Origin of the sequence: Burkholderia sp. Bp9143 (genome assembly GCF_003853645.1) — a bacterium.
In the GTDB taxonomy this organism is placed as follows: Bacteria; Pseudomonadota; Gammaproteobacteria; order Burkholderiales; family Burkholderiaceae; genus Burkholderia.
In genome coordinates this window covers 14,853-40,714 of sequence record NZ_QTPO01000054.1, presented here as the reverse complement: position 1 = coordinate 40,714, position 25,862 = coordinate 14,853, and the positions used below count along the sequence as shown (strand labels likewise).

29 protein-coding genes and 1 pseudogene are annotated in these 25,862 nt (G+C 67.4%); 6 read left to right on the top strand and 24 right to left on the bottom strand.

The genetic code is table 11. The features are described from left to right. Positions 1–68: 68 nt before the first annotated feature. From DIE23_RS31705 to imuA, 4 genes are all read right to left on the bottom strand, one after another. Positions 69–803, bottom strand: a complete 735-nt coding sequence (locus DIE23_RS31705; RefSeq protein WP_124615829.1) for a GntR family transcriptional regulator — start codon at positions 801–803, stop codon at positions 69–71. A 321-nt stretch (positions 804–1,124) separates the two neighbouring features. Then, positions 1,125–4,340 (bottom strand): error-prone DNA polymerase, encoded by a 3,216-nt coding sequence (locus DIE23_RS31700; RefSeq protein WP_124615827.1) that lies wholly within the window; start codon positions 4,338–4,340, stop codon positions 1,125–1,127. Positions 4,341–4,346: 6 nt separating this feature from the next. Then, positions 4,347–5,834: a DNA polymerase Y family protein gene (locus DIE23_RS31695; protein ID WP_124615825.1), complete on the bottom strand. Its 1,488-nt coding sequence runs from the start codon at positions 5,832–5,834 to the stop codon at positions 4,347–4,349. After that, the gene (gene imuA, locus DIE23_RS31690) at positions 5,767–6,474 is read right to left on the bottom strand and encodes a translesion DNA synthesis-associated protein ImuA (RefSeq protein WP_124615823.1); all 708 of its coding nucleotides are present in this window, start codon (positions 6,472–6,474) and stop codon (positions 5,767–5,769) included. Before imuA ends, DIE23_RS31695 begins: the two co-directional genes overlap by 68 nt. 251 nt (positions 6,475–6,725) lie before the next feature. On the opposite strand from imuA, the gene DIE23_RS31685 reads away from it, so the two are divergent. Then, the gene (locus DIE23_RS31685) at positions 6,726–7,034 is read left to right on the top strand and encodes a VF_A0006 family four-cysteine protein (protein WP_124615821.1); all 309 of its coding nucleotides are present in this window, start codon (positions 6,726–6,728) and stop codon (positions 7,032–7,034) included. A 110-nt stretch (positions 7,035–7,144) separates the two neighbouring features. Here the strand turns inward: DIE23_RS31685 and DIE23_RS31680 are convergent, their stop codons facing one another. Further along, positions 7,145–7,960, bottom strand: a complete 816-nt coding sequence (locus DIE23_RS31680; protein WP_124615819.1) for a MetQ/NlpA family ABC transporter substrate-binding protein — start codon at positions 7,958–7,960, stop codon at positions 7,145–7,147. A gap of 175 nt (positions 7,961–8,135) precedes the next feature. Beyond that, positions 8,136–8,381, bottom strand: a pseudogene (locus tag DIE23_RS31675) (hypothetical protein); the annotation flags it as partial. A 72-nt stretch (positions 8,382–8,453) separates the two neighbouring features. Here DIE23_RS31675 and DIE23_RS31670 point away from each other — a divergent pair. Continuing rightward, positions 8,454–8,744, top strand: coding sequence for a YciI family protein (locus DIE23_RS31670; protein WP_124615817.1), 291 nt, complete (start codon positions 8,454–8,456; stop codon positions 8,742–8,744). Between the two features lie 149 nt (positions 8,745–8,893). Here the strand turns inward: DIE23_RS31670 and DIE23_RS31665 are convergent, their stop codons facing one another. The 5 genes from DIE23_RS31665 to DIE23_RS31645 are packed head-to-tail and all read right to left on the bottom strand — an operon-like array spanning position 8,894 to position 12,976. Beyond that, a complete protein-coding gene (locus DIE23_RS31665) occupies positions 8,894–9,511 on the bottom strand; it encodes an SCO family protein (protein ID WP_059599875.1) in 618 nt (205 codons plus the stop codon). Between the two features lie 18 nt (positions 9,512–9,529). Further along, the gene (cyoE, locus tag DIE23_RS31660) at positions 9,530–10,432 is read right to left on the bottom strand and encodes a heme o synthase (RefSeq protein ID WP_006477738.1); all 903 of its coding nucleotides are present in this window, start codon (positions 10,430–10,432) and stop codon (positions 9,530–9,532) included. Between the two features lie 8 nt (positions 10,433–10,440). Next, positions 10,441–11,553, bottom strand: coding sequence for a heme A synthase (locus DIE23_RS31655; RefSeq protein ID WP_124615815.1), 1,113 nt, complete (start codon positions 11,551–11,553; stop codon positions 10,441–10,443). A gap of 25 nt (positions 11,554–11,578) precedes the next feature. Then, entirely contained in the window at positions 11,579–12,205 is a 627-nt protein-coding gene (locus tag DIE23_RS31650) for a cytochrome C oxidase subunit I (protein ID WP_124615813.1), read from the bottom strand. Positions 12,206–12,265: 60 nt separating this feature from the next. Then, positions 12,266–12,976 carry an SURF1 family protein gene (locus DIE23_RS31645; protein WP_260436251.1) on the bottom strand — a complete coding sequence of 237 codons (711 nt, stop codon included), beginning with the start codon at positions 12,974–12,976 and terminating at the stop codon, positions 12,266–12,268. An 84-nt stretch (positions 12,977–13,060) separates the two neighbouring features. On the opposite strand from DIE23_RS31645, the gene DIE23_RS31640 reads away from it, so the two are divergent. Then, positions 13,061–13,270: a twin transmembrane helix small protein gene (locus DIE23_RS31640; protein WP_124615809.1), complete on the top strand. Its 210-nt coding sequence runs from the start codon at positions 13,061–13,063 to the stop codon at positions 13,268–13,270. Between the two features lie 185 nt (positions 13,271–13,455). Here DIE23_RS31640 and DIE23_RS31635 read toward each other — a convergent pair whose 3' ends face one another. From DIE23_RS31635 to DIE23_RS31605, 8 genes are all read right to left on the bottom strand, one after another. Continuing rightward, positions 13,456–14,313, bottom strand: a complete 858-nt coding sequence (locus tag DIE23_RS31635; protein ID WP_124615807.1) for a cytochrome c oxidase subunit 3 — start codon at positions 14,311–14,313, stop codon at positions 13,456–13,458. Positions 14,314–14,450: 137 nt separating this feature from the next. Continuing rightward, a complete protein-coding gene (locus tag DIE23_RS31630; RefSeq protein ID WP_006752057.1) occupies positions 14,451–14,651 on the bottom strand; it encodes a DUF2970 domain-containing protein in 201 nt (66 codons plus the stop codon). 16 nt (positions 14,652–14,667) lie between these two features. After that, entirely contained in the window at positions 14,668–15,276 is a 609-nt protein-coding gene (locus DIE23_RS31625; RefSeq protein WP_124615805.1) for a cytochrome c oxidase assembly protein, read from the bottom strand. A 35-nt stretch (positions 15,277–15,311) separates the two neighbouring features. Next, entirely contained in the window at positions 15,312–15,452 is a 141-nt protein-coding gene (locus DIE23_RS39750) for a cytochrome oxidase small assembly protein (protein WP_006760728.1), read from the bottom strand. Between the two features lie 82 nt (positions 15,453–15,534). Then, positions 15,535–17,142 (bottom strand): cytochrome c oxidase subunit I, encoded by a 1,608-nt coding sequence (gene ctaD, locus DIE23_RS31620; RefSeq protein ID WP_124615803.1) that lies wholly within the window; start codon positions 17,140–17,142, stop codon positions 15,535–15,537. A gap of 43 nt (positions 17,143–17,185) precedes the next feature. Then, the gene (gene coxB / locus DIE23_RS31615; protein WP_124615801.1) at positions 17,186–18,781 is read right to left on the bottom strand and encodes a cytochrome c oxidase subunit II; all 1,596 of its coding nucleotides are present in this window, start codon (positions 18,779–18,781) and stop codon (positions 17,186–17,188) included. A 56-nt stretch (positions 18,782–18,837) separates the two neighbouring features. Continuing rightward, entirely contained in the window at positions 18,838–19,362 is a 525-nt protein-coding gene (locus tag DIE23_RS31610) for a DUF2244 domain-containing protein (protein WP_124615799.1), read from the bottom strand. Between the two features lie 195 nt (positions 19,363–19,557). Further along, positions 19,558–20,523, bottom strand: coding sequence for a methyltransferase domain-containing protein (locus DIE23_RS31605; RefSeq protein WP_124615797.1), 966 nt, complete (start codon positions 20,521–20,523; stop codon positions 19,558–19,560). Positions 20,524–20,606: 83 nt separating this feature from the next. Here DIE23_RS31605 and DIE23_RS31600 point away from each other — a divergent pair, with 83 nt between their 5' ends. Beyond that, positions 20,607–21,419 (top strand): ComF family protein, encoded by an 813-nt coding sequence (locus DIE23_RS31600; protein ID WP_124615795.1) that lies wholly within the window; start codon positions 20,607–20,609, stop codon positions 21,417–21,419. Between the two features lie 105 nt (positions 21,420–21,524). Then, positions 21,525–21,995: a tRNA (uridine(34)/cytosine(34)/5-carboxymethylaminomethyluridine(34)-2'-O)-methyltransferase TrmL gene (trmL, locus tag DIE23_RS31595; RefSeq protein WP_057926485.1), complete on the top strand. Its 471-nt coding sequence runs from the start codon at positions 21,525–21,527 to the stop codon at positions 21,993–21,995. Positions 21,996–22,031: 36 nt separating this feature from the next. Here trmL and DIE23_RS31590 read toward each other — a convergent pair whose 3' ends face one another. From DIE23_RS31590 to DIE23_RS31570, 5 genes are all read right to left on the bottom strand, one after another. Continuing rightward, positions 22,032–22,556: an O-acetyl-ADP-ribose deacetylase gene (locus DIE23_RS31590; protein ID WP_124615794.1), complete on the bottom strand. Its 525-nt coding sequence runs from the start codon at positions 22,554–22,556 to the stop codon at positions 22,032–22,034. A gap of 105 nt (positions 22,557–22,661) precedes the next feature. Further along, complete coding sequence (locus DIE23_RS31585) at positions 22,662–23,660, bottom strand: NAD(P)H-dependent glycerol-3-phosphate dehydrogenase (protein ID WP_057926483.1); 999 nt, start codon at positions 23,658–23,660, stop codon at positions 22,662–22,664. Positions 23,661–23,686: 26 nt separating this feature from the next. Further along, positions 23,687–24,169: a protein-export chaperone SecB gene (secB, locus tag DIE23_RS31580; RefSeq protein ID WP_014895954.1), complete on the bottom strand. Its 483-nt coding sequence runs from the start codon at positions 24,167–24,169 to the stop codon at positions 23,687–23,689. A gap of 107 nt (positions 24,170–24,276) precedes the next feature. Continuing rightward, complete coding sequence (gene grxC, locus DIE23_RS31575; RefSeq protein WP_124615792.1) at positions 24,277–24,537, bottom strand: glutaredoxin 3; 261 nt, start codon at positions 24,535–24,537, stop codon at positions 24,277–24,279. Then, complete coding sequence (locus DIE23_RS31570) at positions 24,534–24,956, bottom strand: rhodanese-like domain-containing protein (RefSeq protein ID WP_124615790.1); 423 nt, start codon at positions 24,954–24,956, stop codon at positions 24,534–24,536. The genes grxC and DIE23_RS31570 overlap by 4 nt, the downstream gene beginning before the upstream one ends. A gap of 134 nt (positions 24,957–25,090) precedes the next feature. Here DIE23_RS31570 and gpmA point away from each other — a divergent pair, with 134 nt between their 5' ends. Beyond that, entirely contained in the window at positions 25,091–25,837 is a 747-nt protein-coding gene (gpmA, locus tag DIE23_RS31565) for a 2,3-diphosphoglycerate-dependent phosphoglycerate mutase (protein ID WP_124615788.1), read from the top strand. Positions 25,838–25,862 lie beyond the last annotated feature (25 nt).

Sequence of the window (25,862 nt, the reverse complement as noted above, 5' to 3'; positions counted from 1 at the left end):
CCGCGTCGCGATTTGCAAATCCGTTGCGTTGCGTTCCGTTGCGCGTGGCGCCCTGGCAGTCTCGCGCGTCAGCGTTTCAGTTCGGCGACGAAATCGTAATAGTCGTCACGGCAATACGTTTCGGTCACTTCGATCGCGCGCTGGTCGGCACCGTAGCCGATACGCGTGATCACGAGCAGGGCCGAGCCCGGCTTCACCGCCATCCACTTCGCGATCTCGTGCGTCGCGTTCGCCGCGCGAAAGTGCTGCAGCGCGCGCACGACGGTCATCCCGCGTGCGTCGAGGTATTCGTACAGCGACGCACCGAGCGCCTGCGGATCCGGCACCACCGCGGCCGGCAGCGTCGAATGCTCGACGGCCATCACGATGCCGTCCGCGCGGCGCAGCCGTTCGAGCCGCGCGACCGTCGCGCCCGGCGCGAGGCCGAGACGCGTGATCTCGTCGCGGCTCGCGGCGCGCAGCTTGCGCGACAGCCACACCGAATCGGGCACGAAGCCGCGCTGCTGCATCTTCGCGGTGAAGCCGACGAGACGCGACAGCGGATCGGCCACGCGCGGCGTGATGAAGCTGCCCGCCCCGCGCGCCCGCTTGATCAGCCCCTGCTCGACCAGCAGCGCGAGCGCACGGCGGGCCGTGATCCGCGACACCCCGACCGACCCCGACAGCAGCCGCTCCGACGGCAGCGCCTCGCCGGCCCGCCACGCGCCGGCATGAATCGCGCTCGTCAGGTTGCGGGCGAGCTGCAGATACAGCGGCGTGTCGTCGAGGGGATCGGGCGCCAGTTCGGACCAGCCGGTTTCCATGTGCCTCCGGGTGTCGGACGACGATCTCGGACCGTCGAAAGTGAACGCATTATATAACCACAATAATACCAGTCAACGAACTGGTATTAGCGGTGCGAAAAATCCCCGGAAGCCTTGCCCGGCAAGCGTTTCATTAGCGATAAAGCCTTTGTTTACAACATGATGCGAGATAGGGATTTACCCGGATTGGTATGCAAGGGGACAGTTCAGATGCCGGATTTGGCGGGTTGGGAGGGCTGAAAACGAGACCGGAATAGAACCAGTTCGGCCGACTGGTATGCATCCGGCGGCAGCGCGCGGGCGGCGTGCCGACACGCCGCGTCAGTGGAACTCGCGGCTCGACGTGCGCAGGCCGCCGAGCAGCGGCGTCAGATCCTCGAAATGCTGCGCGACGAGGTGCCTCACGTTGCTGACGACCTGCCACACGCCCGACGCCGCGAGCAGTCGCGAATCGAGCGTTTCGCGGCGCTGTCGCGCGAGCAGTTCGGGCCGCACGATCACGTTCACGCAGCCCGTCTCGTCCTCGAGCGTCATGAACATCACGCCCTTCGCGGTGCCCGGCATCTGCCGCGCGATCACGAGCCCGCACGCGCGCGCGAGCCGTCCGTCGGGACGGCCGCGCAACTCGGCCGCGGACGACAGCCGCTGCGCGCGCAACGCGGGCCGCAGCAGCGCGACCGGGTGGCGGTTCAGCGTGAGGCCGGTGGTGTGATAGTCGGCGAGGATGTCGTCGGCTTCCGACGGCGCGCCGAGCACGGGCTTCTCCGTTTCGTCGATCGGCGCGGCGGCGAGCAAATCGCGCTCGGGGGCCGCGGCGACGGCCTGCCACAGGGCATCGCGGCGATGGCCGGCGAGCGTCGCGAGCGCGTTCGCGGCGGCGAGCGCTTCGAGATCGCGCCGTTCGAGCTGCGCGCGGCGCGCGAGCGCGTCGACGTTCTCGAACGGGCCGGCCGCGCGGGCGGCCTCGATGCGCCGCGCGGCGGCCTCGCCGAGACCGCGCACGAGCGACAGGCCGAGCCGCACCGCAGGCTGGCCGTGTGGCGGCGGCTGGCCGGGCAACGCTTCGAGCGACGCTTCCCAGCCGCTTCGCGTGACGTCGGCCGGCAAGACCTTCACGCCGTGGCGTTTCGCGTCCTGCACGAGCTGCGCGGGCGCGTAGAACCCCATCGGCTGGCTGTTCAGCAGCGACGCGACGAAGATCGCCGGTTCGTGGCATTTGAGCCAGCTGCTCGCATAGGCGAGTTTCGCGAAGCTGGCCGCGTGGCTCTCGGGGAAACCGTATTCGCCGAAGCCCTTGATCTGCTCGAAGATCTGCTCGGCGAATTCGCGCGTGTAGTGGCGTTCGAGCATCCCGTCGACGATCTTGTCGTGATACTTCTCGAGGTTGCCCTTGCGCTTCCACGCGGCCATCGCGCGGCGCAGCTCGTCGGCCTCGCCGGGCGTGAAGCCCGCCGCGACGATCGCGATCTGCATCACCTGTTCCTGGAAGATCGGCACGCCGAGCGTGCGAACGAGCACTTCCTTGAGCGCCTCGCTCGGATACGTGACCTCCCCCTCCTCTTCGCCGGCCACGATCCTGCGCCGCTTCAGATACGGATGCACGGCGCCGCCCTGGATCGGCCCGGGTCGCACGATCGACACCTGGACGACGAGATCGTAGTAGTTGCGCGGCCTCAGGCGCGGCAGCATCGACATCTGCGCGCGCGATTCGATCTGGAACACGCCGACCGTATCGGCACGGCAGATCATGTCGTAGGTTGGTTCGTCATCCTGCGGAATGTGCTTCAGCGTGAACGGCTGGCCGTCCTCAGGCGGCCCGCGCCACGCGGTGCGCAGGTCGAAGGCGCGATGCAGCGCCGACAGCATGCCGAGCGCGAGCACGTCGACCTTCATCAGCTTGAGCGATTCAAGATCGTCCTTGTCCCACTGGATCACGCGCCGCCCGTCCATCGCCGCGTTCTCGACCGGCACGAGCCGCGTGAGCTTGCCGCGGCTGATCACGAAGCCGCCCGAGTGCTGCGACAGGTGACGCGGAAAGTTGAGCAAGCGCCCCGCCAGTTCGGCCCATGCACGAATGATCGGCGTCGCCGGGTCGAGCCCGGTCGACGCGAATTGCTGCAGCAGGTCGCGGCTTCCGTCGAACCAGCGATGCCCCTTCGCGACGCGGTCGACCAGCATCGGATCGACGCCAAGCGCCTTGCCGGTTTCGCGCAGCACGCCGCGTGGGCGGTATGTCGATACGGCCGCCGCGAGTGCCGCGCGATCCTTGCCGTATTTTTCGTAGATATGCTGAATGACCTCTTCCCGGCGCTGGTGCTCGAAGTCGACGTCGATGTCGGGCGGCTCACCGCGCTCCTCGCTGATGAAGCGCTCGAACAGCATCGTGCTCTGTTCGGGATTCACCTCGGTGATGCCGAGGCAATAGCAGACGACCGAATTCGCGGCCGAGCCGCGGCCCTGGCACAGGATGTTCCGGCTGCGCGCGTATTTGACGATGTCGTAGACGGTCAGGAAGAACGGTTCGTAGCTCAGCCTCGCGATCAGGTCGAGTTCATGCTTGATCTGCTTCTCGACCTTTTCCGGAATGCCCTGCGGATAACGCCCGGCGGCCCCGGCGAAGGTTTCCTGTTCCAGGTAGCGCGTCGGCGTGAGCCCCTTCGGCACGATCTCGTCGGGGTATTCGTAGCGCAGCGTGTCGAGTTCGAAATCGCACGCGCCGAGAATCGCGCACGTTTCCGCAATCTCCTCCGCCGAAAACAGCTGCGCGATCCGGTTCCGCGTGCGCAGGTGCTGTTCCGCATTCGGCGCGAGCGCATACCCGCACTCCGAAACCGGCATCCCGACGCGGATCGCCGTCATCACGTCCTGCAGCGGCTTGCAGGAACGCCGATGCATCGTCACGTCGCCGAGCGCGACGATACGCATGCCGCGCCGCTCGCCGGCCGCGCGAATCTCCTCGCGCTGTGCGCCGTCGAGCGGGCGCTGCAGTTGCACGAGCCCGAGTCGCGCGCGCTCGCCGAAGGTCGCGAGGAACCATGCGACCTGCGCATCGAGCACGTCCGCACGCACGGGATGCGTGGGTACGAGAATCGCGAAGCAGTCGGGCATGCCGCGCAGATGCGCGAACTCTGCAGGCGGGGCCGACAGCATCCGCGATGTCAACGTGTAAGTGCCCTTCGGCGCGGCCATCCGTCGCCACGAAATCAGCTCGGAAAGATTGCCGTAACCCTCCCGGTTCTGCGCAAGCAGCACGAGCCCGAACGCACCCGGCCCCGGATCGTGGCCGGGTGCGACTTCCTCTTGTGTGACTTCGAAATACGAACCGATGACGAGCGGCAACCCGTTCTCCCGCGCGGCGACATGCATGCGCGGCGCGCCGGCCAGCGAGCATTCGTCGGTGATCGCGATCCCGCGATAGCCGAGTTCCACCGCCCGCTCGACCAGTTCCTCCGCATGCGACGCGCCATGCAGGAACGAAAAGTTCGACCGGCAGAACAACTCCGCGTAATCGGGCATCCCGTTGAATTCCGCAACCATCTCCGTTTACCCGAACAGGCCGTGCAGGAACCAGCGCGGCTCGACCTGGCTTCCCGACCGTTCAAGGAACACCCAGTAGCACGCGCCGGCCTCGTCCTGGGCGACGTGGTAATCGCGTGCCGCCAGTTGCCCGTCGAACCACCCGGCTTCGATCCGCTCGGCCGACGACATCATCCTGAGCGGCGTATGAAATACCGGCCGCTCACCGCGCATCAACAACGGCAGCGGCTCGGCCAGCAGCCACGCGGGACGCGGCGGTGCGGCAGGCGGGCCGGCGGCCGGCTTGCCCGCCGGTGCATCGAGCGGCAGCCAGCGGTTCGCGGCTTCGGGCCGGTGATCGGCAACGGGCGCCGCGCGCAGCACGTTCTCCGCGCCGAGCCGCGCGACCAGCAGCTCGAACAGCCGCGCACGCGTCTCTTTCGTGCCGCCCGGCTCGGGAAAGAGATCGTCGGCCGGCGGCGCGACCGATTCGACGCGCGTGGCCTTCAGCCGCACCGCGATCACCGCGGCCGGCAGCTCGACGCGCGCGAGCCGCTCGCCGAGCAGCCGCATGAAGTGCGTCTCGTCGCGCACGGGCGCGGCGAACGCGAGTTCGAGCGGCGTCGGCGGCACGGCCTGGCGGCCGCGCTCGTGCTCGAGATCGAACGTCATCGCGGCCAGCGACAGTTGCCGCGCGGCCAGCCAGCCGCAGAGCTGCACGACGAGCCGCCGCGCGGCGAACAGCACGGCTTCCGCGTATTCGACGCGTTCCGGCAATTCGAGCCGCACGTCGAACACGGGCGGCACCGCCATCCACGTGAGCGGCTCGACCGCATCGCCGTACGCGCGATCGAGCGCGGCGAGCAGCGCCGGACCGCAGCGGCGCTGCAGCCCCGCGCGCGGCAGGCCGCGCAGGTCGGCGAGCGTGCGGCAGCCGAGGCCGTCGAACCAGCCCGCATACGGGCGCGCGTCGGGCAGCAGCACGCACGGCAAACGATCGAGCGTACGGACGAGCGAAGCCGGCCCGGCCACGCGGCGCCGGACACGCGCACGCGCCGACGTGCGCGCGAGCAGCCACGCGCCGCGCCCGGTCGGCGCGGCGGACAGGCGCGCCGCATAGCCGAGCGCCGCGAGCGTCGTGCGCACCTGGCGGCACAGCGACGGCAGGCCGCCGAACAGGCGCAGGCTCGGGCCGACATCGACGAGCAGCGTCGCTTCGTCGTCGAGCGCGACGCACGGCGAGAAGCGCAGCAACGCGAGCGCGACCGCGCGCAGCGCATCGGCCTCGCGGGCGGGATCGCGTTCGACGAGCCGGGTGTCGGGTGCGAGCGTCAGCACGCCGCCGCGCTTCATGCCCGCGCGCACGCCCTGCCGCCGCGCGGGCGCGTCGGCAATCAGCACGACACCCTGCTCGAGCACCGCGCAGCCTGTCGCGCCGGCCTGCGCGTCAGACGGCGGCGGGGCGCACACGTCGAGCGGCAGGCGCGGCAGATGGATGCCGAGCAAGACGCGCATAGCGGCTCTCCAGGATGGGCGACGGCAAATCGAGCGCGAGCGGCTCGCTGCGCGCGGGCCCGCGACGCTTGACGATGTCGAGCGACACGCCGCCCGGCACCGGATGCAGCGCGACGCGCAGCACGGCCGGCGACGGTTGCCGCGCGGCCGACAGCGGGCGCAGCATCACGAACAGCGTGTCGCCGGTGCGCGCGGCCGCGAGATGCAGGCGCCGCAGCGCATCGGGCCGCGCGTCCTGCCAGAGCAGCAGCGCGCCGCAGCAGCCCGCCCTGAGCGCCTGCTCGGCGGCCCACAACGCATCGGTGCGGCTGCCGGCGCGCAGCCACAGCAGCGCGTCGGACGGCACGCCGAGACCGGCGAGCGCGGTCGCATGCGGCGACTGCGGCGGCGCGACGAGCGCGAGCGGACGCCGCGCGCTGACGGTGCACGCGAGCGCGGGCGCGAGCAGCCGCATCTCGCCGCAGCCCGGCTGCGCGGCCAGCAGTTCGACGAGCCCGCCGACCGGCCAGCCGCCGCCCGGCAGTTCGGCGGACAGCGGCGCGAAGCCCGTGTCGATCGTGCGAGAACCGCCACGCGCGAGCTGCGAGCCGCGCCACAAGGACGGATGAAGGGATTCGGGAGAAATGGAGGATGCGAGCATGACGCCACCCACAACTGTATGGATATACAGTATATGGCAATGCGCTCGTGCCGCACAGTGCTGCTACGAAGTTGGTATTTTCGTCGGAGGAAAACGATGAGGAAGCCGGCGCCCCCTGCCGTCGCGCCGCCGCGAAACGCGTGCGACGCGCGGCCGGCTGCGGTCCAGCCGGTATCGGCCCAACGCGTCAGCCGCCCCTGCCGCTTTACGTTATGCTGTCCGCCGACCCAATCCACACCATCGGAGTGCACATGACCCGGGGAATCCGTGCGATCGCATGCGCAGCCGTGGCGCTGGCGCTGCCAGGCGCGGCATTCGCGCTGACCGACGGCTATGCGCAGTACGACGACTGCATGCTGGGCGCGCTGCGCGAAAGCCGAAACGGCGCGGCGGCCCAACTGATCCAGCGCTCATGTGACGCACTGTACCGCAACAACGCGATGCTGTTGCCGCGCGAGCGGCGCTTCCACGAGTGCGTCGTGCAGTCGCTGCCGGGCGTGCGCGACAACTACGCGATCCAGCAGATCATGGCGATCTGCTCGCGGCGCGGCGAGATGTGAGCCGGCGCTGAACGCCGGATGCCGCGCGGCCGTCCGCCGGCCGCGCCAACGAAAAAGGGCCTGCGCGATGCAGGCCCTTTCGTTTCAGCGGTCCGACCGGTATGCGGCGTTCAGAACGACGCGACCATCGAGCCCTTGAACTGCTTCTTGATGAATTCCTTCACTTCCGGCGACTGGTACGCCTTGACCAGCTTCTTCACCCACGGCTGATCCTTGTCCTTCGCGCGCACGGCGATCACGTTCGCGTACGGGCTCGTCAGTGCCTCGAGCGCGATCGCGTCCTTGGTCGGCTGCAGGTTCGCGGCGAGCGCGTAGTTCGTGTTGATCACGGCGGCGTCGACGTCCGACAGCACGCGCGGCAGTTGCGCGGCGTCGAGCTCGGAGATCTTCAGTTTCTTCGGGTTCTCGGCAATGTCGAGCACCGTCGCGTTGTTGCCGCCCGTGCCGGCGCCGGCCTTCAGCTTGATCACGCCTTGCGTCTGCAGCAGCAGCAGCGCGCGGTTCTCGTTCGACGGATCGTTCGGCACCGCGAGCTTCGCGCCTTGCGGCAGGTCCTTCAGTGACTTGAATTTCTTCGAGTACACGCCGATCGGCGAGATATAGGTCAGGCCCGCGGTGACGATCTTGTAGCCACGCTGCTTCACCTGGCTGTCGAGATAGGGCTGGTGCTGGAAGCTGTTCGCGTCGAGATCGCCCGAGTCGAGCGCCGCGTTCGGCTGCACGTAGTCGTTGAACTCGATGACCTTCACGTTCAGGCCTTCCTTCTCCTTCGCGACCTTCTGCACGACCTGCCACACTTCCGAATCCGGGCCGGCCACCGTGCCGACCTTGATCACCTTGTCTTCGGCGTGCGCGCCCGCCGACAGCGTCAGCGCGGCACCGGTGGCCAGTACGGAAAATACCTTCAGGAGACTGCGACGCTTCATCTGTTTCTCGCTTTCTTGCTAACTGAAAATGGGGCGCGATACGGGTATGCCCGGACTCGCAGGAAGGGGCAAATGGTGTCACAGGATCGACCGGAAGTGAAATACATCCCGCTCATATGGGTATGCACCGCGGCGGTGCTGACGGAGGATGCGCGGTCCGGCCGTTAGTTGCGTATTAACGAACGATGCCGCCGGCATCGGCGACCCGGAACGCGCCGATCGCGTCGCGCAGACGCCCGGCCTGCGCCTGCAGCGACGTGGCGGCCGCGGCGGCCTCCTCGACGAGCGCCGCGTTCTGCTGCGTGACCTGGTCCATCTGCGTGACCGCGCGCCCGACCTGCGTGATGCCGCTCGCCTGCTCCTCGGACGCGGCCGCGATCTCGCCCATGATGTCGGTCACGCGCGCGACCGCCGGCACGACACGGAACGGCCGCTGTGCTACAAAGACCGGCTGACCGGCGCGCCACGCGCCGGCGACATTCCAGGGCCATCCATGTACGTCATCGACATCCACTACAACGCGTCGCTCGAGCGCATCGACGATGCGCTCGAACGCCACCGTGCGTATCTGCAGCCGCTGTTCGAGCGCGGCATCTTCATCGCGGCGGGGCCGAAGGTGCCGCGCGAAGGCGGCGTGATCCTCGCGGCCCGCATCGACCGCGACGAACTGGACGCGATCCTCGAGACCGATCCGTTCGTGACCGAAGGGCTCGCGACGTATCAGGTGACGGAATTCCGGATTACGCGCGCCGCGCAAGGCTTCAACGTGCCCGCGCTGCCGTGACGCGCGCAAGCGCGACCGTGCGCACTCACGCCGCCATGCGAGGCGGCGAATGCAGATGGAGGGGAAGCAGGAAGAATGCGTGACGGCGCGTCGCGGCCGTCACGCGTGTCGCCGGGCGAGCGCCCGGGCGAACATGCGGCGTACGCCGCTCAGTCGACCAGCAGCTTCAGGTCGTGGACCCACGGGCCGGGGCCCTGGCCGTCGCGCACGAACAGGCGCAGCTTGCCGTCGCGATCGAACACGTAGCTCGCGGCGGTGTGATCCATCGTGTAACTGCCGGGCGTCTTGCCCGGCACCTTCGCGTAGTACACGCGGAAATCCTTCGTGACCTTCTTGAGCGCCGCTTCGTCGGCCGGCCGCAGGCCGATGAACGACGGATCGAACGCGGGCACGTACTGGCCGAGCAGCGCGGGCGTGTCGCGCTCCGGATCGACGGTGACGAACAGCACCTGCACGCGTTTCGCGGCGTCGGGCCCGAGTTGCTTCAGCGCCTCGGACAGTTCGGCCATCGTCGTCGGACAGACGTCCGGACAGTGCGTGTAGCCGAAGAACATTACGACCGCACGCCCCTTGAAGTCGGCGAGCGTACGCACCTTGCCGGTCGTGTCGGGCAACGAGAAATCGCTGCCGAACTGCGTGTTGCCGGTGATGTCGAGATTCTGGAATTTCGGCGCGTTGTCGCAGCCGGCGAGCAGCGTCGCTGCCGCGAATGCGCACGCGAGCATCCAGCCTTGGCGCGCGCGGCGCCCGAACCATGAATGGAGCATTGCGTTCAAACCGTGCGGTTACACGCCGAGCAGCGGGCGTGCATAGTGATCGACGAGCAGCGCGGCGAACAGCAGCGACAGGTAGACGATCGAGTAACGGAAAGCCTTGCGGGCGAGTTCGTCCGAATAGTCGCGGTGGATCTTCCACGCATAGGCGAGGAACACCGCGCCGAGCAGCACCGCGCTCGTCAGGTAGACGGCCCCGCTCATCCCGGAGATGAACGGCATCAGCGTGACCGCGAACAGGATCACCGTGTACAGCAGGATGTGCAGCCGCGTGAATTTCTCGCCGTGCGTGACGGGCAGCATAGGCAGGCCCGCGTTTTCGTAGTCCTTGCGGCGATAGAGCGCCAGCACCCAGAAATGCGGCGGCGTCCACACGAAGATGATCAGCACGAGGATCCACGCGTCGCCGGGCACCGCGCCGGTGACCGCGGCCCAGCCGAGCGCCGGCGGCATCGCGCCCGACGCGCCGCCGATCACGATGTTCTGCGGCGTCATCGGCTTGAGCAGCAGCGTGTAGATCACCGCGTAACCGACGAACGTCGCGATCGTCAGCCACATCGTCAGCGGGTTCGTGAACGTATAGAGCGTCCATGCGCCTACGCTGCCGAGCACGGCCGAGAACAGCAGGATCTGCGGGGTCGTGATCTCGCCGCGCGCGGACGGACGCCACGCGGTGCGGCGCATCATCGCGTCGATCTTCTGCTCGACGAGGCAGTTGATCGCGAACGCGGCGCCGGCCAGCAGCCAGATGCCGACCGTGCCGCCGATCAGCACATGCCACGGCACCATGCCCGGCGTCGCGAGAAACATGCCGATCACCGCGCAGAACACCGCGAGCTGCGTGACACGCGGCTTCGTCAGCGCCATGTACTGCGAGAACCGGCTACCGGGCGATTGGGAAAGGGTGCTTTGCATGGGGACGGTCACGCCGGGGCGGCGTCGCGCGCGGGCTGCACGACACGGCCGGGGCGGCTTGAAAGGATGCGAAAGTTTAACATGACGACGAGCAGCAGCAGGATCGCGGCGCCGCCGTTGTGCGCGACGGCGACCGGCAGCGGCCACTGCAGCACGATGTTGGTCAGGCCCGTCAGGAACTGCAGCAGGACGACCAGCAGCACGCCGTTCGCGGGCCGGCGCAAGGACGCGAAGCGGCGCATCTTCAGCGCGAACGCGACCAGATACGCGACGACGACGAACGCGAACGTGCGGTGGGTCCAGTGAATCGCGACCAGCGCATCCTGCGTGATCGCGTCGCCGTCCTTCGTCATCCCGAGCGCGCGCCACAGATGGAAGCCCTGGCCGAAGTTCATCGGCGGAATCCACTGGCCGTTGCAGGTCGGGAAATCGGTACACGCGAGCACCGCGTAGTTGGTGCTCACCCAGCCGCCGAGCGCGATCTGCACGACCAGCAGCACCAGCGCCGCGAGCGCGGCCGCGCGGTAGCGGCCGGCCTCCGGGTCATGCGACGGCAGCGGCGTCTGCCGCGCCGCGAGCCAGCCGAGCGTGCCGAGCAGCGTGAGGCCGAGCAACAGGTGGGTCGTGACGATCACCGGCTGCAGCTTCATCGTGACCGTCCACGCACCGAACACGCCCTGCACGACGATCAGCAGCAGGAGGCTCGTCGGCCACCACGGCGACACGTGCAGCGGGCGGCGGCGCAGCCGCGCGGACCATGCAATCACGACCTGCGCGATGATCAGCACGCCGATCGCCATCGCGAAATAGCGGTGGATCATCTCGATCCATGCCTTCGTCATGCTGACGGGGCCGGTCGGCATCGCCTGGTGCGCGGCCGAGATCGCCGCGTGCGCGATGAACGGCGACGACGTGCCGTAGCAGCCGGGCCAGTCCGGGCAGCCGAGGCCCGAATCGGTCAGTCGCGTGAAGCCGCCGAACATCACCAGGTCGAGGGTCAGGAACGTGGTGATCCACACCAGCTTGCGGAACTTGTTGTCGTCGGCCTTCACCCACACGTACGACAGCGGCAGCAGCGCGATGCAGAGGCCGATCAGGCCGAGTTGCAGTAGATACGACATCGAATGGTTGCCTCGTTGTCTCGCCTTAGCCGATGCTCGACCACTTCAGCAGCTTCGTCACGTCCGACTTGATCTTGCTGGGGTTCGGGTTCTTCGGGAAACGCATCATCAGGTTGCCGTTCGGGTCGACCATGTAGATGTGGTCGCTGTCCTTCGCGCCGGCATCGGCCGGCAGCCATGCGGCCACCGCGGCCGGATCGGCGACGAGCCGGCGCGTGTCCGGATACGCGTCGAGCACCTTCTGCGGCATCGCGCCCGCATCGCTGCGCAGCCACACCATCGTGATCCGGTGCCGCTCGCCCGCCTGCGTGACGCGGATCTGGCGCATGAAGTAGAGCTTCTGCGCGCAGGCGTCGTCGCATGCGCTGCGGTCGGTCATCACGAACAGCCACACGCCGCGCAGCGACGACAGCGGCACCGTCTTGCCGGTTTCGTCGGTGACCTGCAGGTCGGCCGGGATCGGCCGCTGCGGCTCGATCAGCGTGCCGTAGTTGGTCGAGCCGCCCTTCGGCTTGATCACGTAATAGGTGAAGTACGACGCGATCATCGGCGCCGCGCACACGAGACCCAGCAGCACGAGCATCCAGCGGCCGCGCTTGCGGGCCGCGGGCGAGATCGGCGCTGCGGCCGGACCCTGACGGGAAGATTGCATGGACAAATCAGACCTCTCGAAACGAACCCGCGGCGCTTGCGCCGCGTCCTGGCATGGCGCTCACGCGCCGGCCGACTTCTTCGCCGCACGCCGCGCGGCGTACAGGCCGAAACCGAGCGCGGCCGCCGCCATGGCCCACCACTGAAACATGTAACCGTAATTGCGCTCGACGCCGGTCGTCGCCGCCGGCCAGTCGCGCACGAGCTTGTCGCCGTCGTCGCTCGTCTGCTGGATCACGAACGGCTGCAGCGGCAGCCCCGTTTCCTTCGCATACGCGGCGACGTCCAGGTTCTGCCGGATCTTCTGGTGCGCGGCCGAGCCGCCTTCGCCGAGCTCGAACGCACGCGACGCGTCGGCGCGCGCGATGCCCTCGATCTCGATGTCGCCGTCGGGCGTCGGGAACGGCTCGATGGCCGTGCGATCGGCGATGTTGCGCGGCAGCCAGCCGCGATTCACCAGCACGACGCCGCCGCCCGAGAGTTTAAACGGCATCACGACGTAAAAACCTGGCTGGTCGTTATACGGCCGATTGTCGAGGAACACCGCCTGATCCGGCAGGAAGCGGCCCTTGGCGCGCACGCGGTGGAACTCGATCGATGCGAGCGGAATCGGCTGCACCCCGACGTCGACGGGCACCGCGTGCTCGTAGCGCACGATACTCGCCTGCAGCGCTTCCTTCTGGTGCGCGCGGTCGCGCTGCCAGAACCCGAGACGAATCGTAACCGCGACGACGACGAGAATCAGCAGCGCAGGCAGCCAGCGGATCTTCATCGGGCCACCCGCGAGGCGCATGCGCGAAAACGAAGTGCGATAATTATCCTCTTCCTTTCGAATTGCCGTCGTCCGGTTCGTGTCATGCACATCCTCGTTCCCATCGCCTTCGTCCTCATCATCGCCAGCATGGGCTCGGCGCTCTACTTCATGATGCAAGACCGCGGCCATACGAAACGCATGGTGTGGTCGCTTGCCACCCGCGTCGGGCTGTCCGTCTCGCTGTTCCTGTTCATCCTGTTCGCGAACTGGATGGGCTGGATCCATTCGACCGGCCTGCCGATCGGGCGTTGATGCCTTCACCGCGGCGGCGGCCGTGACCGCTGTGACATATCGCCGCACAACGGTGCCACCAAGCAAAAGCGCCGCCTGACTGAGTCGCGGCGGCGCCGGATTGGCGTCGAGCGCAAGCAGCCAGCGCTGCCCCGTCCCCGCCAATGAAAACGGCCCGCGCATCGCTGCGCGGGCCGTTGTTGCATTTACAGCCAGTAGACGACGACGTACAGGCCGAGCCAGACGACGTCGACGAAGTGCCAGTACCACGCGGCGCCTTCGAATGCGAAGTGGTGATCGGGCTTGAAGTGGCCGCGAATCATCCGCACCAGCACCACCGCGAGCATCGTGCCGCCGAGGAACACGTGGAAGCCGTGGAAGCCCGTCAGCAGGAAGAACGTCGAGCCATAGACGCCCGAGTTCAGCGTCAGGTTCAGTTCGTTGTACGCGTGGTAGTACTCGAAGCCCTGCATGAACAGGAAGCAGACACCGAGCACGAGCGTCGCGGCCAGCCAGGCGATCGCCTTGTTGCGATGATTGTCGCGCAGCGCGTGGTGCGACACCGTCAGCGTCGCGCCCGACGCCAGCAGGAATGCGGTGTTCAGCGTCGGGACCGGCCACGGGCCCATCGTCTTGAAGTGACCGGCAAGCGCGGCCGGGCCTTCGTTCGGCCACACGGCGGAGAAATCCGGCCAGATCAGCTTGTAGTCGAGGCTGCCGAGCTGGTGCAGCGCGATTTCACGCGCGTAGAACAGCGCGCCGAAGAATGCGCCGAAGAACATGACTTCGGAGAAGATGAACCAGCTCATGCTCCAGCGGTACGACTTGTCGACATTCTTGCCGTAATGACCGCCTTCCGACTCGGCGATCGCGTCGCCGAACCAGTGATACAGCGTGAAGAGCAACCACAGCAGGCCAAGCAGCGCCGTGTACGGAGCCCAGTCGTGACCGTTGATCCACAGCGCCACCGACGCGAGCATGACCAGCAGGCCGATGGCCGCGCTGATCGGATGCTGCGACGGATGCGGCACGAAATAGTACGGGGTCTGGTTTTGACCGCTCATGCTTGATTCTCCACTTCAGTCCAATTTGTGTACCGGAAACCGCTCCGGCTTTATTTCTTGCGCGGCGCGACCGCCGCCGCTCTTTCCCGCACGCAGCACCGAGGCGCTGCGCACTGCATTCTTTCCAGCCGCGAGCCTCAGCCCACCACCGCGCGCACGATCAGGATCAGCACGCCGATGAACACACCGGCCGCGATCAACGCGACGATCAGCACGTGCAGCGGATTCAGCTGCGTCGCGTCGGCCTCCAGGTCGCGCCGCTTGCGCACCCCGAAGAACGACCACAACACCGCTCGCACCGCCTGGCCGAACGACCCGCTCCGCTTGGTCTCCGTCATCGCCCCGTCTCCGTCGTCATGCGTCCGGCTTCGCCGCGCCCTGCGCCGCCGTCTTGCGCGGTGCCGGCGCCGGCGCGGCCGGCGTGTTCAGCTCGAAGAACGTGTACGACAGCGTGATCGTCTTCACGTCCTTCGGCAGCTTCGGATCGATCACGAACACCACCGGCATCTTGCGCGACTCGTTCGCGGCCAGCGTCTGCTGCGTGAAGCAAAAACACTCGATCTTCTTGAAGAATTCCGTCGCCTGCTTCGGCGCGTAGCTCGGAATCGCCTGCGCCACCACCGGCCGGCCCTGCCCGTTGGTCACGTCGTACACGATCGTCGTCAGCTCGCCCGGATGCACGTCGAGGCTGTTGTGCTCCGGCTTGAAACCGAGCGGGCCGCGTGCATTCGCATCGAACTCGACCGACACCGTGCGGCTGGTGTCGACCTGCGTGTTCTTCACCTCGCGTTCGCTGACATCGCGCTGCACCAGATTGTTGATGCCGGTGATCTGGCAGATCGCGCGATACATCGGAATCAGCGCGAAGCCGAAGCCGAACATCAGTCCGGCCACGACGAAGAGCTTCACCAGCATCGAACGATTGAACGCGCGATCGACGGCGCCCTCTTCCGGCTTCGACATACGACAACTTCCTCGCTACTGCGTCAGTTACGGCATCAGTGGGTGGACAGCCACCACTGCTTGATCACGACACCCACAAAAAAAACGGCGGCGATGACGAGCAGGATGAGGCCGAGCCGCTTGTTGCCCGCGCGAATCTGCTCGGGCGTTCGTCTTTCTTGTGGATTCCGGTTCATCTGAAACTTCTCTGAAACTTCTCGATTCGGCGCCCGCCGCGCCTGCCTGCGCGGCAGGCAGCGGCGGAACGCCGGGTGAAACTTATTCGACGTGCGGCGGTTGCTCGAACGTGTGGAAGGGAGCCGGGCTCGGCACCGTCCACTCGAGGCCCGTCGCGCCGTCCCACGGCTTGTCCGACGCCTTTTCGAGGTCGCCGCCGCCACGGTAGGCCGGCAGCGCGACCGCGAACAGGAAGTACACCTGCGCGAGGCCGAAGCCGAATGCGCCGATCGTCGCCACCTGGTTGAAGTCCGTGAACTGCGCCGGGTAGTCCGCATAGCGGCGCGGCATGCCCGCGAGACCGACGAAGTGCATCGGGAAGAACGTCAGGTTGAAGAAGATCATCGACGACCAGAAGTGGATCTTGCCGCGCGTCTCGTTGTACATCCAGCCCGTCCACTTCGGCGACCAGTAGTACCAGCCCGAGAACAGCGCGAACAGCGACCCGGCCACCAGCACGTAGTGGAAGTGCGCCACCACGAAGTAAGTGCCGTGGTACTGGATGTCGAGCGGCGCCATCGCCAGCATCAGGCCCGTCAGACCGCCGAACGTGAACACGAACAGGAAGCCGATCGCGAACAGCATCGGGGTTTCGAACGTCATCGAGCCGCGCCACATCGTCGCGAGCCAGTTGAACACCTTCACGCCCGTCGGCACCGCGATCAGCATCGTCGCGTACATGAAGAACAGCTGACCGGTGACCGGCATGCCCGTTGCGAACATGTGGTGCGCCCAGACCATGAACGACAGGATCGCGATCGAAGCCGTCGCGTACACCATCGAGCTATAGCCGAACAGCGTCTTGCGTGCGAACGCCGGGATCACCTGCGACACGATCCCGAACGCCGGCAGAATCATGATGTACACCTCGGGGTGGCCGAAGAACCAGAAGATGTGCTGGTACATCACCGGGTCGCCGCCGCCTGCCGCGTTGAAGAACGACGTGCCGAAGTGGCGGTCGAACAGCACCATCGTGATCGCGCCTGCCAGAACCGGCATCACGGCGATCAGCAGGTACGCGGTGATCAGCCAGGTCCATGCGAACATCGGCATCTTCATCAGCGTCATGCCCGGTGCGCGCATGTTCAGGATCGTCACGACGATGTTAATCCCGCCCATGATCGACGACGCGCCCATGATGTGGACCGCGAAGATCGCGAAGTCCATGCCCGGGCCCATCTGCGTCGACAGCGGTGCATACAGCGTCCAGCCGGCGGCCGTCGCGCCGCCCGGCGCGAAGAACGAACCGACCAGCAGCACGGCCGCGACCGGCAGCAGCCAGAAGCTGAAGTTGTTCATCCGCGCGAACGCCATGTCGGACGCGCCGATCTGCAGCGGAATCATCCAGTTCGCGAAGCCGACGAACGCCGGCATGATCGCGCCGAACACCATGATCAGGCCATGCATCGTCGTGAGTTCGTTGAAGAACTCCGGACGCATGATCTGCAGGCCCGGCTCGAACAGCTCGGCACGGATGCCGAGTGCCATCACGCCGCCCGACAGGAACATGATGAACGAGAACAGCAGGTACAGCGTACCGATGTCCTTGTGGTTGGTGGCGAACAGCCAGCGCCGCCAGCCGTGCGGGGCTTCGTGCGCGTGGTCGTCGTGCGCGTGGTCCGCGGCTACGTCGTGCCCGATGCTAGACATGAAAATCTCCTAATGCGAATACGTCGACTAACTCAGCGACACGTCAAGCCGCCGGCCCGATCTCGACCCGCCGGGCTTCCTTGGCGTCAGCCCCGCCCGTGATCGTTTCCGGCTTTTTGAGAATAATGTGGTCTTCCGCCACGCCTGCTGCCTTCAGCGCGTCGCGCACGGCCTGTGCACGATGCTTGGCGAGTTCGGCGTTCGCGTCGGACGAGCCCGTCTTGTCGGTGAAACCCGACAGCGCGAGCTTCGCGTCCGGATGTGCCTTCGCATAGTCGGCCGCTGCGGCAATCGCCGCTTTCGCGTCGGCCGGCAGCACGCTCTTGCCCGTTTCGAAGTAGATCGTCGACAGTGCAGCCGATGCCGATGCTGCCGCCGGCTGCTCGGCCGCGCCCGACGCGGCTTGTGCCGGTGCCGAGGCCGCTTCGGCCGGCGCCGCTGCGCCTGCCGTGTCTTCCGGCATCTTGCCGTTGCGCGCATCAGCCACTTGCTTCGGCTGCAGCAGGTCGTTCTTGTGGTTGCCCCACGAGTTGCGCTCGTACGTGATGACCGATGCGATGTCGAGGTCCGACAGCGACGCCCACGACGGCATGGCACCCTTGCCGTTCAGCACGCGCTCGACGTGGCCGGCGATCGGACCGTTCGCGATCGCGCTGCCGTCCATCGCCGGGAAGGCGCCGAGGCCCTTGCCGTTCACCTGGTGGCAGGCCGCGCAGTTCGCCTTGTAGACTTCCTCGCCGTGCGCGACGAGCTCGGCCATCGTGTAGACCTTGTTCGGATCGACCGACGCGCTGGCCAGCTTGGCCTTCTGCGCGGTCACCCACTTCGCGTAGTCGTCGTCCGACAGCACGACGACGACGACCGGCATGAACGCGTGTTCCTTGCCGCACAGTTCGGTACAGAAGCCGCGGAACGTGCCGACCTTGTCGGCCTTGAACCACGTATCGCGCACGAAGCCGGGGATCGCATCCTGCTTCACGCCGAACGCGGGCACGTACCACGAGTGAACGACGTCGTTCGCGGTCGTGATGATGCGGATCTTCTTGTTGACCGGCACGACGAGCGGGTTGTCGACTTCCTGCAGGTAGGTCTCGGTGATCGGCTTCTTGCCCATCACTTCGTCACGCGGCGTGCTGAGCGTCGACAGGAAGCTGATGCCTTCGCCCGGGCCCTTCACGTAGTCGTAACCCCACTTCCACTGGTAGCCGGTGACCTTGATCGTGAGATCGGCGTTGGTCGTGTCCTTCATCGCGACGACGGCCTTCGTGGCCGGCAGCGCCATCAGCACGACGATGATGAACGGCACGATCGTCCAGATGATTTCGACGGTCGTGCTTTCATGGAAATTGGCGGCCTTGTGGCCTTTGGATTTGCGGTGCGCGAAGATCGAATAGAACATCACGCCGAACACGCCGACGAAGATCACCGTACACAGGATCAGCATCATCGTGTGGAGATCGTAGAGCTCCTCGGCGATCTTCGTGACAGGCGGCTGAAAGTTGATCTCGTTGACGCGGGGGCCGCCCGGGCTATCACCGACCGCCAGAGCAGCGCCGGCAAAGAGCAGTCCGCTGCATGCCAGCACGCCCGTGAGGGCTCGCTTGATTGTTTTCATAGCATCCTTACCCAAAATTTCCATTCAAACCCTCCCCCGTCGCAAGCCGCCGGCCTGTTCCGGCCGGTGCCCGCGCCTCGTCAGCCGCAGCGCCTGAGCGACACGCGCAGTTCGTCGGCGAACTGCGCACGCTTGTGCTGCGCGAGATGCTGCCCGATTACGACGGTCTGCCCGCGCGATACCAGTCGAATCGGATCGCGTGGCGTCGCACCCGGCTCGACCCGCACCCAGCGCGGGTTGAATTCGATCTGCGTGAACCGCTCCGCATCCATCCGCTCGATCACGAGCCGGTGCGGAAACAGCCTGATGCGCTCGTAATCGACCGCATGACGGGCATAGATCGCAAACGCGACGCCTACCGCCAGCAATTCGATTCCGGTGAAGGGCATGACGAGCCAGGCCCCCCGCCACATCAGCACTGCCGCGATCACCAGCGAGAAGCCCGCGAGCGATGCGTAAAACAGCACGAACTGGCGCGGCGACGCCGAACAGTTGCGTTTCATGAGCCAGTCTTCGAGGACCGGCTCACCGTTCGTCGTCTCCGCCAAACCCCTCGCCGCTTCCATCGCCGCCTCACGCGAATGGCATGCGATGCATGCCTGCATCGGACTCGTCGGCCCGTATTGCGGGGACCCCGGGACGACAAGCTGACGCATTATAGGCGGGTTCAATGGCATCCACAAGCAAGTGGCTATCGGCCCGCGAGCCAAGCGCCACAAGCTTCCCGGCCGTTTTGGGCGTCAATTCGACCCCGCTTTGCGCCGCTAATTTCGGACATAACAAAACCCCTCTTTACCGCTTTACCGATTCTTCGGACGCCCCTTTCCGATATCTTCGATGCGCACGATGCCGTGCCCCTCGGCGGTCGTGCGCGGCACGGCCTTCCACGCGTGGCCGTAGATCACTTCGAACGTCAGCGGGATCGTGCCGTCCGCGCGCCGGCGCGCTTCCAGCGCATCGCCGAGCGCCGCGCGAAAGCGCCGCGCCGCACGCTGCGGCACCGCGCGGTCGAACGGATAGGCGCCCCAGCGGCGCACGTCGGCCAGCAGGGAATCGGGGGTCTTGTACGTGACGGTCAGCACTTCCTGGTCCATCACCGGAATCTCGAAGCCGCTCTCGACGAGCATGTCGCCGAGGTCGTGCATGTCGACGAAATCGACGACGCGCGCGGCGGGCGGCGCGATGCCGAGCGCCGCTTCGGTGTCCGCGCAGGCCGCGCGCAACTCGCGCAGCGTGTCGGGGCCGAACGTGCTGAACATCAGCAGGCCGTTCACGCGCAGCACGCGCTGCCATTCAGGGAACACCGTATCGGGACGCGAATGCCAGTGCAGCGCGAGATTCGACCAGATCAGGTCGAACGCGCCGGCCGCGAACGGCAGCACCGAGAAGTCGGCCTGCGCGACACGCGGGCCGCGCTGGCCCAGCGCCCGGCCGAGCGACGCAGGCAGCCAGCGGCGCCAGCTCGTCTGCTCGACCTCGCGCTGGCCCGCCCGCGCGAGCATCGCGCCGGACAGGTCGACACCGAACACCGGGGCTTCGGGAAAGCGCGCGCGCAGCGCCGGCAGGTCGTCGCCCGGGCCGCAGCCCGCGTCGAGCACGGCCGCGGGGCTCACCTTGATGTATTCGAGGCGCTCGTTCATCCGCTGCGCGATCTCGCGCGGCAGGAACGCGACCGCGTCGAACGCGGCGGCGCGGCGATCGAAGATTCGCCGCAAACGCCGGGCGTCATTGGCCGGACGGCCGGTTGAAGTCGAAGCTGGGGACATGTCGGGCACACTGGCGAAGAGCCCGAAGTATACTCGCTCGCCTCGCAGCCTTCAGCGAGACGGGGCCGCCAGGAGTGTTCGCGATGAATCGCAGTTCCACCCCGCGCCCGATGCGCGTCGTTTTGTCGCAGGTTCGAGCGCTGGCCGTGCGCGTCGTCGCGCTCGCGTTGCCGAATCGGTGCGCGCTGTGCGGCAATTTGTCACACACGGTGATTTGCAGTGCCTGCGACACCGCGTACTGGAACGAAGCGCGGCTGCGCTGCGACGTCTGCGCGGTGCCGCTGGGTGTGGGGCGGCCGCGGCCGCGCGGAGACCGCGGCCGGCACGGTGACGCCGGCCCGGCGTCCGCTTACCGGTGCGACGCGTGCCGCGCGACGCCGCCGCCGTTCGACGCGACGCTCGCGCTCGCCGATTACCGCGCGCCGCTCGACGGACTCGCGCGCGGCCTGAAGTTTCATGCGCGGCTCGCGCTGGGCGCGGAATTCGCGGCCCGGCTCGCGCAGCGGGTCGACGACACGGACGCGATGCGCGCCGCGGGAGACTTCGACGTGATCGCGCCGGTGCCGCTGTCGCACGGGCGGCTGGTCGCGCGCGGCTACAACCAGGCGTGGGCGATCGCGCGGCCGCTTGCGCGCCGGCTCGGCGTGCGTGCCGACGCGGCGCTGCTTGCACGCGTGGCCGAGACCGCGCCGCAGTCGCGGCTCGACCGGCGCGCGCGGCGCGACAACGTGCTCGCGGCGTTCGCGGTGACGGGCGACCTCACCGGCCGCCACGTGGCGCTCGTCGACGACGTGATGACGTCCGGCGCGACGCTCGCGGCGGCCGCGCAGGCATTGAAGGCGGCGGGTGCCGCGCGCGTGACGAATCTGGTTGCGCTGCGCACCGCCAGGGATTAATTAGATAGAGGCCGGCCGCACGCACGCGGCGACGGCCGTCACGAACCGGCCGGCCGGGAAGGACAGCACATTGCTCCGCCCCGGCCGGCCCAGCCAGACCCAACCATGTTCAACGTCGTCCTCGTCGCCCCCGAAATTCCGCCGAACACCGGCAACGTGATCCGCCTGTGCGCCAACACCGGCGCGCGCCTGCATCTGATCGAGCCGCTCGGCTTTCCGCTCGACGACGCGAAGATGCGCCGCGCGGGCCTCGACTATCACGAGTACGCGCAAATGCGCGTGCACCGCGACTGGGACGCGTTCGTCGCGGCCGAAGCACCCGATCCCGCGCGAATGTTCGCGTTCACGACCCGCGGCTCGGGCCGCTTCCACGACCATGCATTCGTGCCGGGCGACTGGTTCGTGTTCGGCTCGGAAACACGCGGCCTGCCGGCCGAACTGCTCGAACGTTTCCCGAACGAACAGCGCGTGCGCCTGCCGATGCGGCCGGGCAACCGCAGCCTGAACCTGTCGAACACGGTGGCCGTGGTCGTGTTCGAGGCGTGGCGCCAGGCCGGTTTCGAAGGAGGCGCCTGACGCGTCCGCACGGCCCGCGCCGCGCGGCCGGGCGCGCTAGATCCGCGCGAGCCGCGCGCGATACAGGTCGTAGATGTCGGATGAAAAGCACGCGAACACCACGCGTGCGAGGTTGGGCGCCTGCGGCAGCATTTCGGCGACCGTGCCGACCGCGATGTCGACGGCTTCGTCGGCCGGATAGCGATACACGCCGCAACTGATCGCCGGGAATGCGATCGAGGTCGCTGCCACCTCCTCGGCCAGTTCGATCGCGCGCCGGTAGCAGGCCGCGAGCAGTTCGGACTCGCCGCGCCCGCCGCCGTGCCACACCGGGCCGACCGCATGAATCACGTACCGGGCCGGCAGCCCGTGGCCGCGCGTGAGCTTCGCGTCGCCGGTCTCGCAGCCGCCGAGCGTGCGGCATTCGGCCAGGAGGCCCGGGCCGGCCGCGCGATGAATCGCGCCGTCGACCCCTCCGCCGCCGAGCAGCGAACCGTTCGCGGCATTGACGATCGCGTCGACGTCGAGCGTCGTGATGTCGACGAGTTGCACGTCGAACGTGGTGGAACCGATCTGCAGCATGACACCCTCCCGAAACGCCGGAGACTGTTCAAGCGTAGTGCGCTTTGGCGCCGCCCGCTTTGCGCGAGCGCGCCCAGCCGCAAAAATCGGCGTAATTCGTCGGTGTTATTCGGCGCGCGCGTCGCGCCGCAGCAGGCCGCTGACCGCATCGCGCGGTGCGACGCTGTCGAACAGCACGCCGCATACGGCTTCGGTGATCGGCATTTCGATCGATTGCGCACGCGCGAGCGCGAGCACGGCCTGCGCGCAGCGCACACCTTCGGCCACGTGGCCGAGGGCACCGAGGATGTCGTTCAGCGAGCGGCCGGCCGCCAGCTGCAGGCCGACCGTGCGATTGCGCGACAGATCGCCCGTCGCGGTGAGAATCAGGTCGCCGAGGCCAGTGAGGCCCGTGAAGGTTTCCGCACGGCCGCCGAGCGCGACGCCGAGGCGTGACATTTCGGCGAGGCCGCGCGTGACCAGCGCGGCGCGCGCATTCAGCCCGAGCCCGAGGCCGTCGGCGATGCCGGTCGCGATCGCCAGCACGTTCTTCACCGCGCCGCCGACCTCGACGCCGACCACGTCGTCACCCGTGTAGATCCGCATCGCGCCGTGATGGAACGCGGCGAGCGTGCGCTCGCGGCATTCGGCGGACGTGCTCGCGACCGTCAACGCGACGGGCAGCCCGAGCCCGACCTCGCGGGCAAAGCTCGGCCCCGACAGCACGCCGTTGCTGTGCTGCCCCGGCAGCTCGGCCGCGATCACCTGGTGCGGCAGCAGGTGCGTGTCGGCCTCGAAGCCCTTGCAGACCCACACGACATGCGCGGGCACGCAGCCCGCGTCGCGCATCGCGCCGAACAGCGTGCGCAAGCCCGCCACGGGTGCCGCGATCACGCACAGCGCGTCGTCCGCGGCGCCATGCGCGAGCGCGGCGCCGAGATCGGCGTCGTAGCGCAGCGCATCGGGCAACGCGATGCCGTCCAGATAGCGGGAATTTTCGTGCCGGGCCTGCAGCCCGGCGATCAGCGCGGCGTCGCGCGCCCAGAGAAGCGTATCGTGCCGCGCGGCCAGATGGCCCGCGAGCGCGGTGCCCCAGGCACCGGCGCCGAGAACGGCTACTTTCATACCCAGCACCGGTCCGGAGTGAAACGTCAGTTCAGCGTCGTGCCGTTCGGCGCGCCTGCCGCACCGGCCTGCTGCTGCTGAAGCTGCGCGAGACGCTGCTCGTACAGCGCCTGGAAGTTGATTTCCGCCAGGTGGATCGGCGGGAAGCCCGCACGCGTGATCGCGTCGGCGATGTTCGAGCGCAGGTACGGGAACAGGATCGTCGGGCAGGCGATGCCGACGAGCGGGTCGAGCTGTTCGTCGGGAATGTTGCGAATGTCGAAAATGCCGGCCTGCTTCGCTTCGATCAGGAACGCGACCTTGTCCTTCACCTTCGCGGTGACGGTACCCGACACGACGACTTCGAACACACTTTCCGCGAGGCGTTCCGCCTTGACGTCGACTTCGACTTCAACCGACGGCATGTCCTGCTCGAGGAAGATCGCCGGCGAATTCGGCTGCTCGAGCGACATATCCTTCAGGTAGACGCGCTGGATGTTGAAGAACGGTTGGTTTTCGACGTCGGACATGGTGTTTCCCTAAAAGTGGTGACGGGGCGGCCCGGCTTCACGCCGGCCACCTCGGTTGAATCCTGCGCGCTCGAGCCGAGACGCGGCCGGCGGCCATTCTGCCCTAATCAGGCCGCTTGCAGAAGCGGCGCGAGCCCGCCTTCGCGGTCGAGCTTCGACAGATCGTCGTAACCGCCGACGTGCGTGTCGCCGATATAGATCTGCGGCACCGTGCGACGGCCCGTGCGCGTCATCATTTCCTCACGGCGGGCCGGATCGCGGTCGATCAGCACCTTTTCGATCTGCTCGACGCCGCGCAGCTTCAACAGGCGCTCGGCCTGAATGCAATACGGACACACCTGCGTGCTGTACATCAAAACCTTGCTCACTTCGCCACTCCTTGTTTGACGACCGGCATCCCGGCCTGCTGCCACGCGGCGACGCCGCCCTCGAGCACGTGTACCTCGGCATAGCCTGCCGCCTCGACCTCGCGCGCCGCCTTCTGCGACTGCTGGCCGTTCTGGCAGACGAGCAGCACGGGGGTGCTCTTGTTTTTCGCGACCTGCGCGATTTTCGCGCCGATCTCGCCGGCGGCGACCTGGCGCGCCGACGGCAGGTGGCCGGCGGCGAAGTCGGACGCGGCACGCAGGTCGATCACGACCGCGTTGCGGCGATTGATGAGTTGCGTCGCCTCCGCGGCCGACAGGCCGCCACGGCCGCGACGCAGTGCCGGCCATGCGAGCAGGCCGCCCGAAACCAGCAGGATCGCGATAAGGGCCAGGTTCGTGTAATCGGTAAAGAACTTCACGGAATTCCGCCGGAAAAAGAGAAATCGGAAAAGGACAATCCCGCCATTATAAAATAACCGTCTTGCGCGATGGCGGACCCGCACCGGGTACCGTGCGACGCGCCCCGCTTCCTTCACTACCGACCGCAAGATCCATGTACAAACTCGTTCTCATCCGCCACGGCGAATCGACGTGGAACAAGGAAAACCGCTTCACCGGCTGGGTCGACGTCGACCTGACCGAACAGGGTCGCAACGAGGCCTACCAGGCCGGCGAATTGCTCAAGGAGGCCGGCTACACGTTCGACATCGCGTACACGTCGGTGCTCAAGCGCGCGATCCGCACGCTGTGGCACGTGCAGGACAAGATGGACCTGATGTACCTGCCGGTCGTCCACTCGTGGCGCCTGAACGAGCGCCACTACGGCGCGCTGTCGGGTCTGAACAAGGCGGAAACGGCCGCCCAGTTCGGCGACGACCAGGTGCTCGTGTGGCGCCGCAGCTACGACACGCCGCCGCCGGCACTCGAGCCGACCGACGAACGCGCGCCGTTCAGCGACCCGCGCTACGCAAAGGTGCCGCGCGAGCAACTGCCGCTCACCGAGTGCCTGAAGGACACGGTCGCGCGCGTGCTGCCGCTGTGGAACGAGTCGATCGCGCCGGCCGTCCGGGCGGGCAAGCAGGTGCTGATCGCCGCGCACGGCAACTCGCTGCGCGCGCTGATCAAGTACCTCGACGGCATCTCGGACAGCGACATCGTCGGCCTGAACATTCCGAACGGCGTGCCGCTCGTGTATGAGCTCGACGAGGACCTGAAGCCGATCACGCACTACTACCTGGGCGACCAGGACGCGATCGCGAAGGCGCAGGCCGCCGTCGCGAAGCAGGGCAAGGCGGGCTGATACCCGTCAAGCCGGGCAGGCCGCG

Bases quoted from the DNA above. Each gene is read 5' to 3' on its own strand.
- DIE23_RS31705 (WP_124615829.1), bottom strand. From the start codon at position 803: ATGGAAACCGGCTGGTCCGAACTGGCGCCCGATCCCCTCGACGACACG.
- DIE23_RS31700 (WP_124615827.1), bottom strand. From the start codon at position 4,340: ATGGTTGCGGAATTCAACGGGATGCCCGATTACGCGGAGTTGTTCTGC.
- DIE23_RS31695 (WP_124615825.1), bottom strand. From the start codon at position 5,834: ATGCGCGTCTTGCTCGGCATCCATCTGCCGCGCCTGCCGCTCGACGTG.
- imuA (WP_124615823.1), bottom strand. From the start codon at position 6,474: ATGCTCGCATCCTCCATTTCTCCCGAATCCCTTCATCCGTCCTTGTGG.
- DIE23_RS31685 (WP_124615821.1), top strand. From the start codon at position 6,726: ATGACCCGGGGAATCCGTGCGATCGCATGCGCAGCCGTGGCGCTGGCG.
- DIE23_RS31680 (WP_124615819.1), bottom strand. From the start codon at position 7,960: ATGAAGCGTCGCAGTCTCCTGAAGGTATTTTCCGTACTGGCCACCGGT.
- DIE23_RS31670 (WP_124615817.1), top strand. From the start codon at position 8,454: ATGTACGTCATCGACATCCACTACAACGCGTCGCTCGAGCGCATCGAC.
- DIE23_RS31665 (WP_059599875.1), bottom strand. From the start codon at position 9,511: ATGCTCCATTCATGGTTCGGGCGCCGCGCGCGCCAAGGCTGGATGCTC.
- cyoE (WP_006477738.1), bottom strand. From the start codon at position 10,432: ATGCAAAGCACCCTTTCCCAATCGCCCGGTAGCCGGTTCTCGCAGTAC.
- DIE23_RS31655 (WP_124615815.1), bottom strand. From the start codon at position 11,553: ATGTCGTATCTACTGCAACTCGGCCTGATCGGCCTCTGCATCGCGCTG.
- DIE23_RS31650 (WP_124615813.1), bottom strand. From the start codon at position 12,205: ATGCAATCTTCCCGTCAGGGTCCGGCCGCAGCGCCGATCTCGCCCGCG.
- DIE23_RS31645 (WP_260436251.1), bottom strand. From the start codon at position 12,976: ATGAAGATCCGCTGGCTGCCTGCGCTGCTGATTCTCGTCGTCGTCGCG.
- DIE23_RS31640 (WP_124615809.1), top strand. From the start codon at position 13,061: ATGCACATCCTCGTTCCCATCGCCTTCGTCCTCATCATCGCCAGCATG.
- DIE23_RS31635 (WP_124615807.1), bottom strand. From the start codon at position 14,313: ATGAGCGGTCAAAACCAGACCCCGTACTATTTCGTGCCGCATCCGTCG.
- DIE23_RS31630 (WP_006752057.1), bottom strand. From the start codon at position 14,651: ATGACGGAGACCAAGCGGAGCGGGTCGTTCGGCCAGGCGGTGCGAGCG.
- DIE23_RS31625 (WP_124615805.1), bottom strand. From the start codon at position 15,276: ATGTCGAAGCCGGAAGAGGGCGCCGTCGATCGCGCGTTCAATCGTTCG.
- DIE23_RS39750 (WP_006760728.1), bottom strand. From the start codon at position 15,452: ATGAACCGGAATCCACAAGAAAGACGAACGCCCGAGCAGATTCGCGCG.
- ctaD (WP_124615803.1), bottom strand. From the start codon at position 17,142: ATGTCTAGCATCGGGCACGACGTAGCCGCGGACCACGCGCACGACGAC.
- coxB (WP_124615801.1), bottom strand. From the start codon at position 18,781: ATGGAAATTTTGGGTAAGGATGCTATGAAAACAATCAAGCGAGCCCTC.
- DIE23_RS31610 (WP_124615799.1), bottom strand. From the start codon at position 19,362: ATGCAGGCATGCATCGCATGCCATTCGCGTGAGGCGGCGATGGAAGCG.
- DIE23_RS31605 (WP_124615797.1), bottom strand. From the start codon at position 20,523: ATGTCCCCAGCTTCGACTTCAACCGGCCGTCCGGCCAATGACGCCCGG.
- DIE23_RS31600 (WP_124615795.1), top strand. From the start codon at position 20,607: ATGAATCGCAGTTCCACCCCGCGCCCGATGCGCGTCGTTTTGTCGCAG.
- trmL (WP_057926485.1), top strand. From the start codon at position 21,525: ATGTTCAACGTCGTCCTCGTCGCCCCCGAAATTCCGCCGAACACCGGC.
- DIE23_RS31590 (WP_124615794.1), bottom strand. From the start codon at position 22,556: ATGCTGCAGATCGGTTCCACCACGTTCGACGTGCAACTCGTCGACATC.
- DIE23_RS31585 (WP_057926483.1), bottom strand. From the start codon at position 23,660: ATGAAAGTAGCCGTTCTCGGCGCCGGTGCCTGGGGCACCGCGCTCGCG.
- secB (WP_014895954.1), bottom strand. From the start codon at position 24,169: ATGTCCGACGTCGAAAACCAACCGTTCTTCAACATCCAGCGCGTCTAC.
- gpmA (WP_124615788.1), top strand. From the start codon at position 25,091: ATGTACAAACTCGTTCTCATCCGCCACGGCGAATCGACGTGGAACAAG.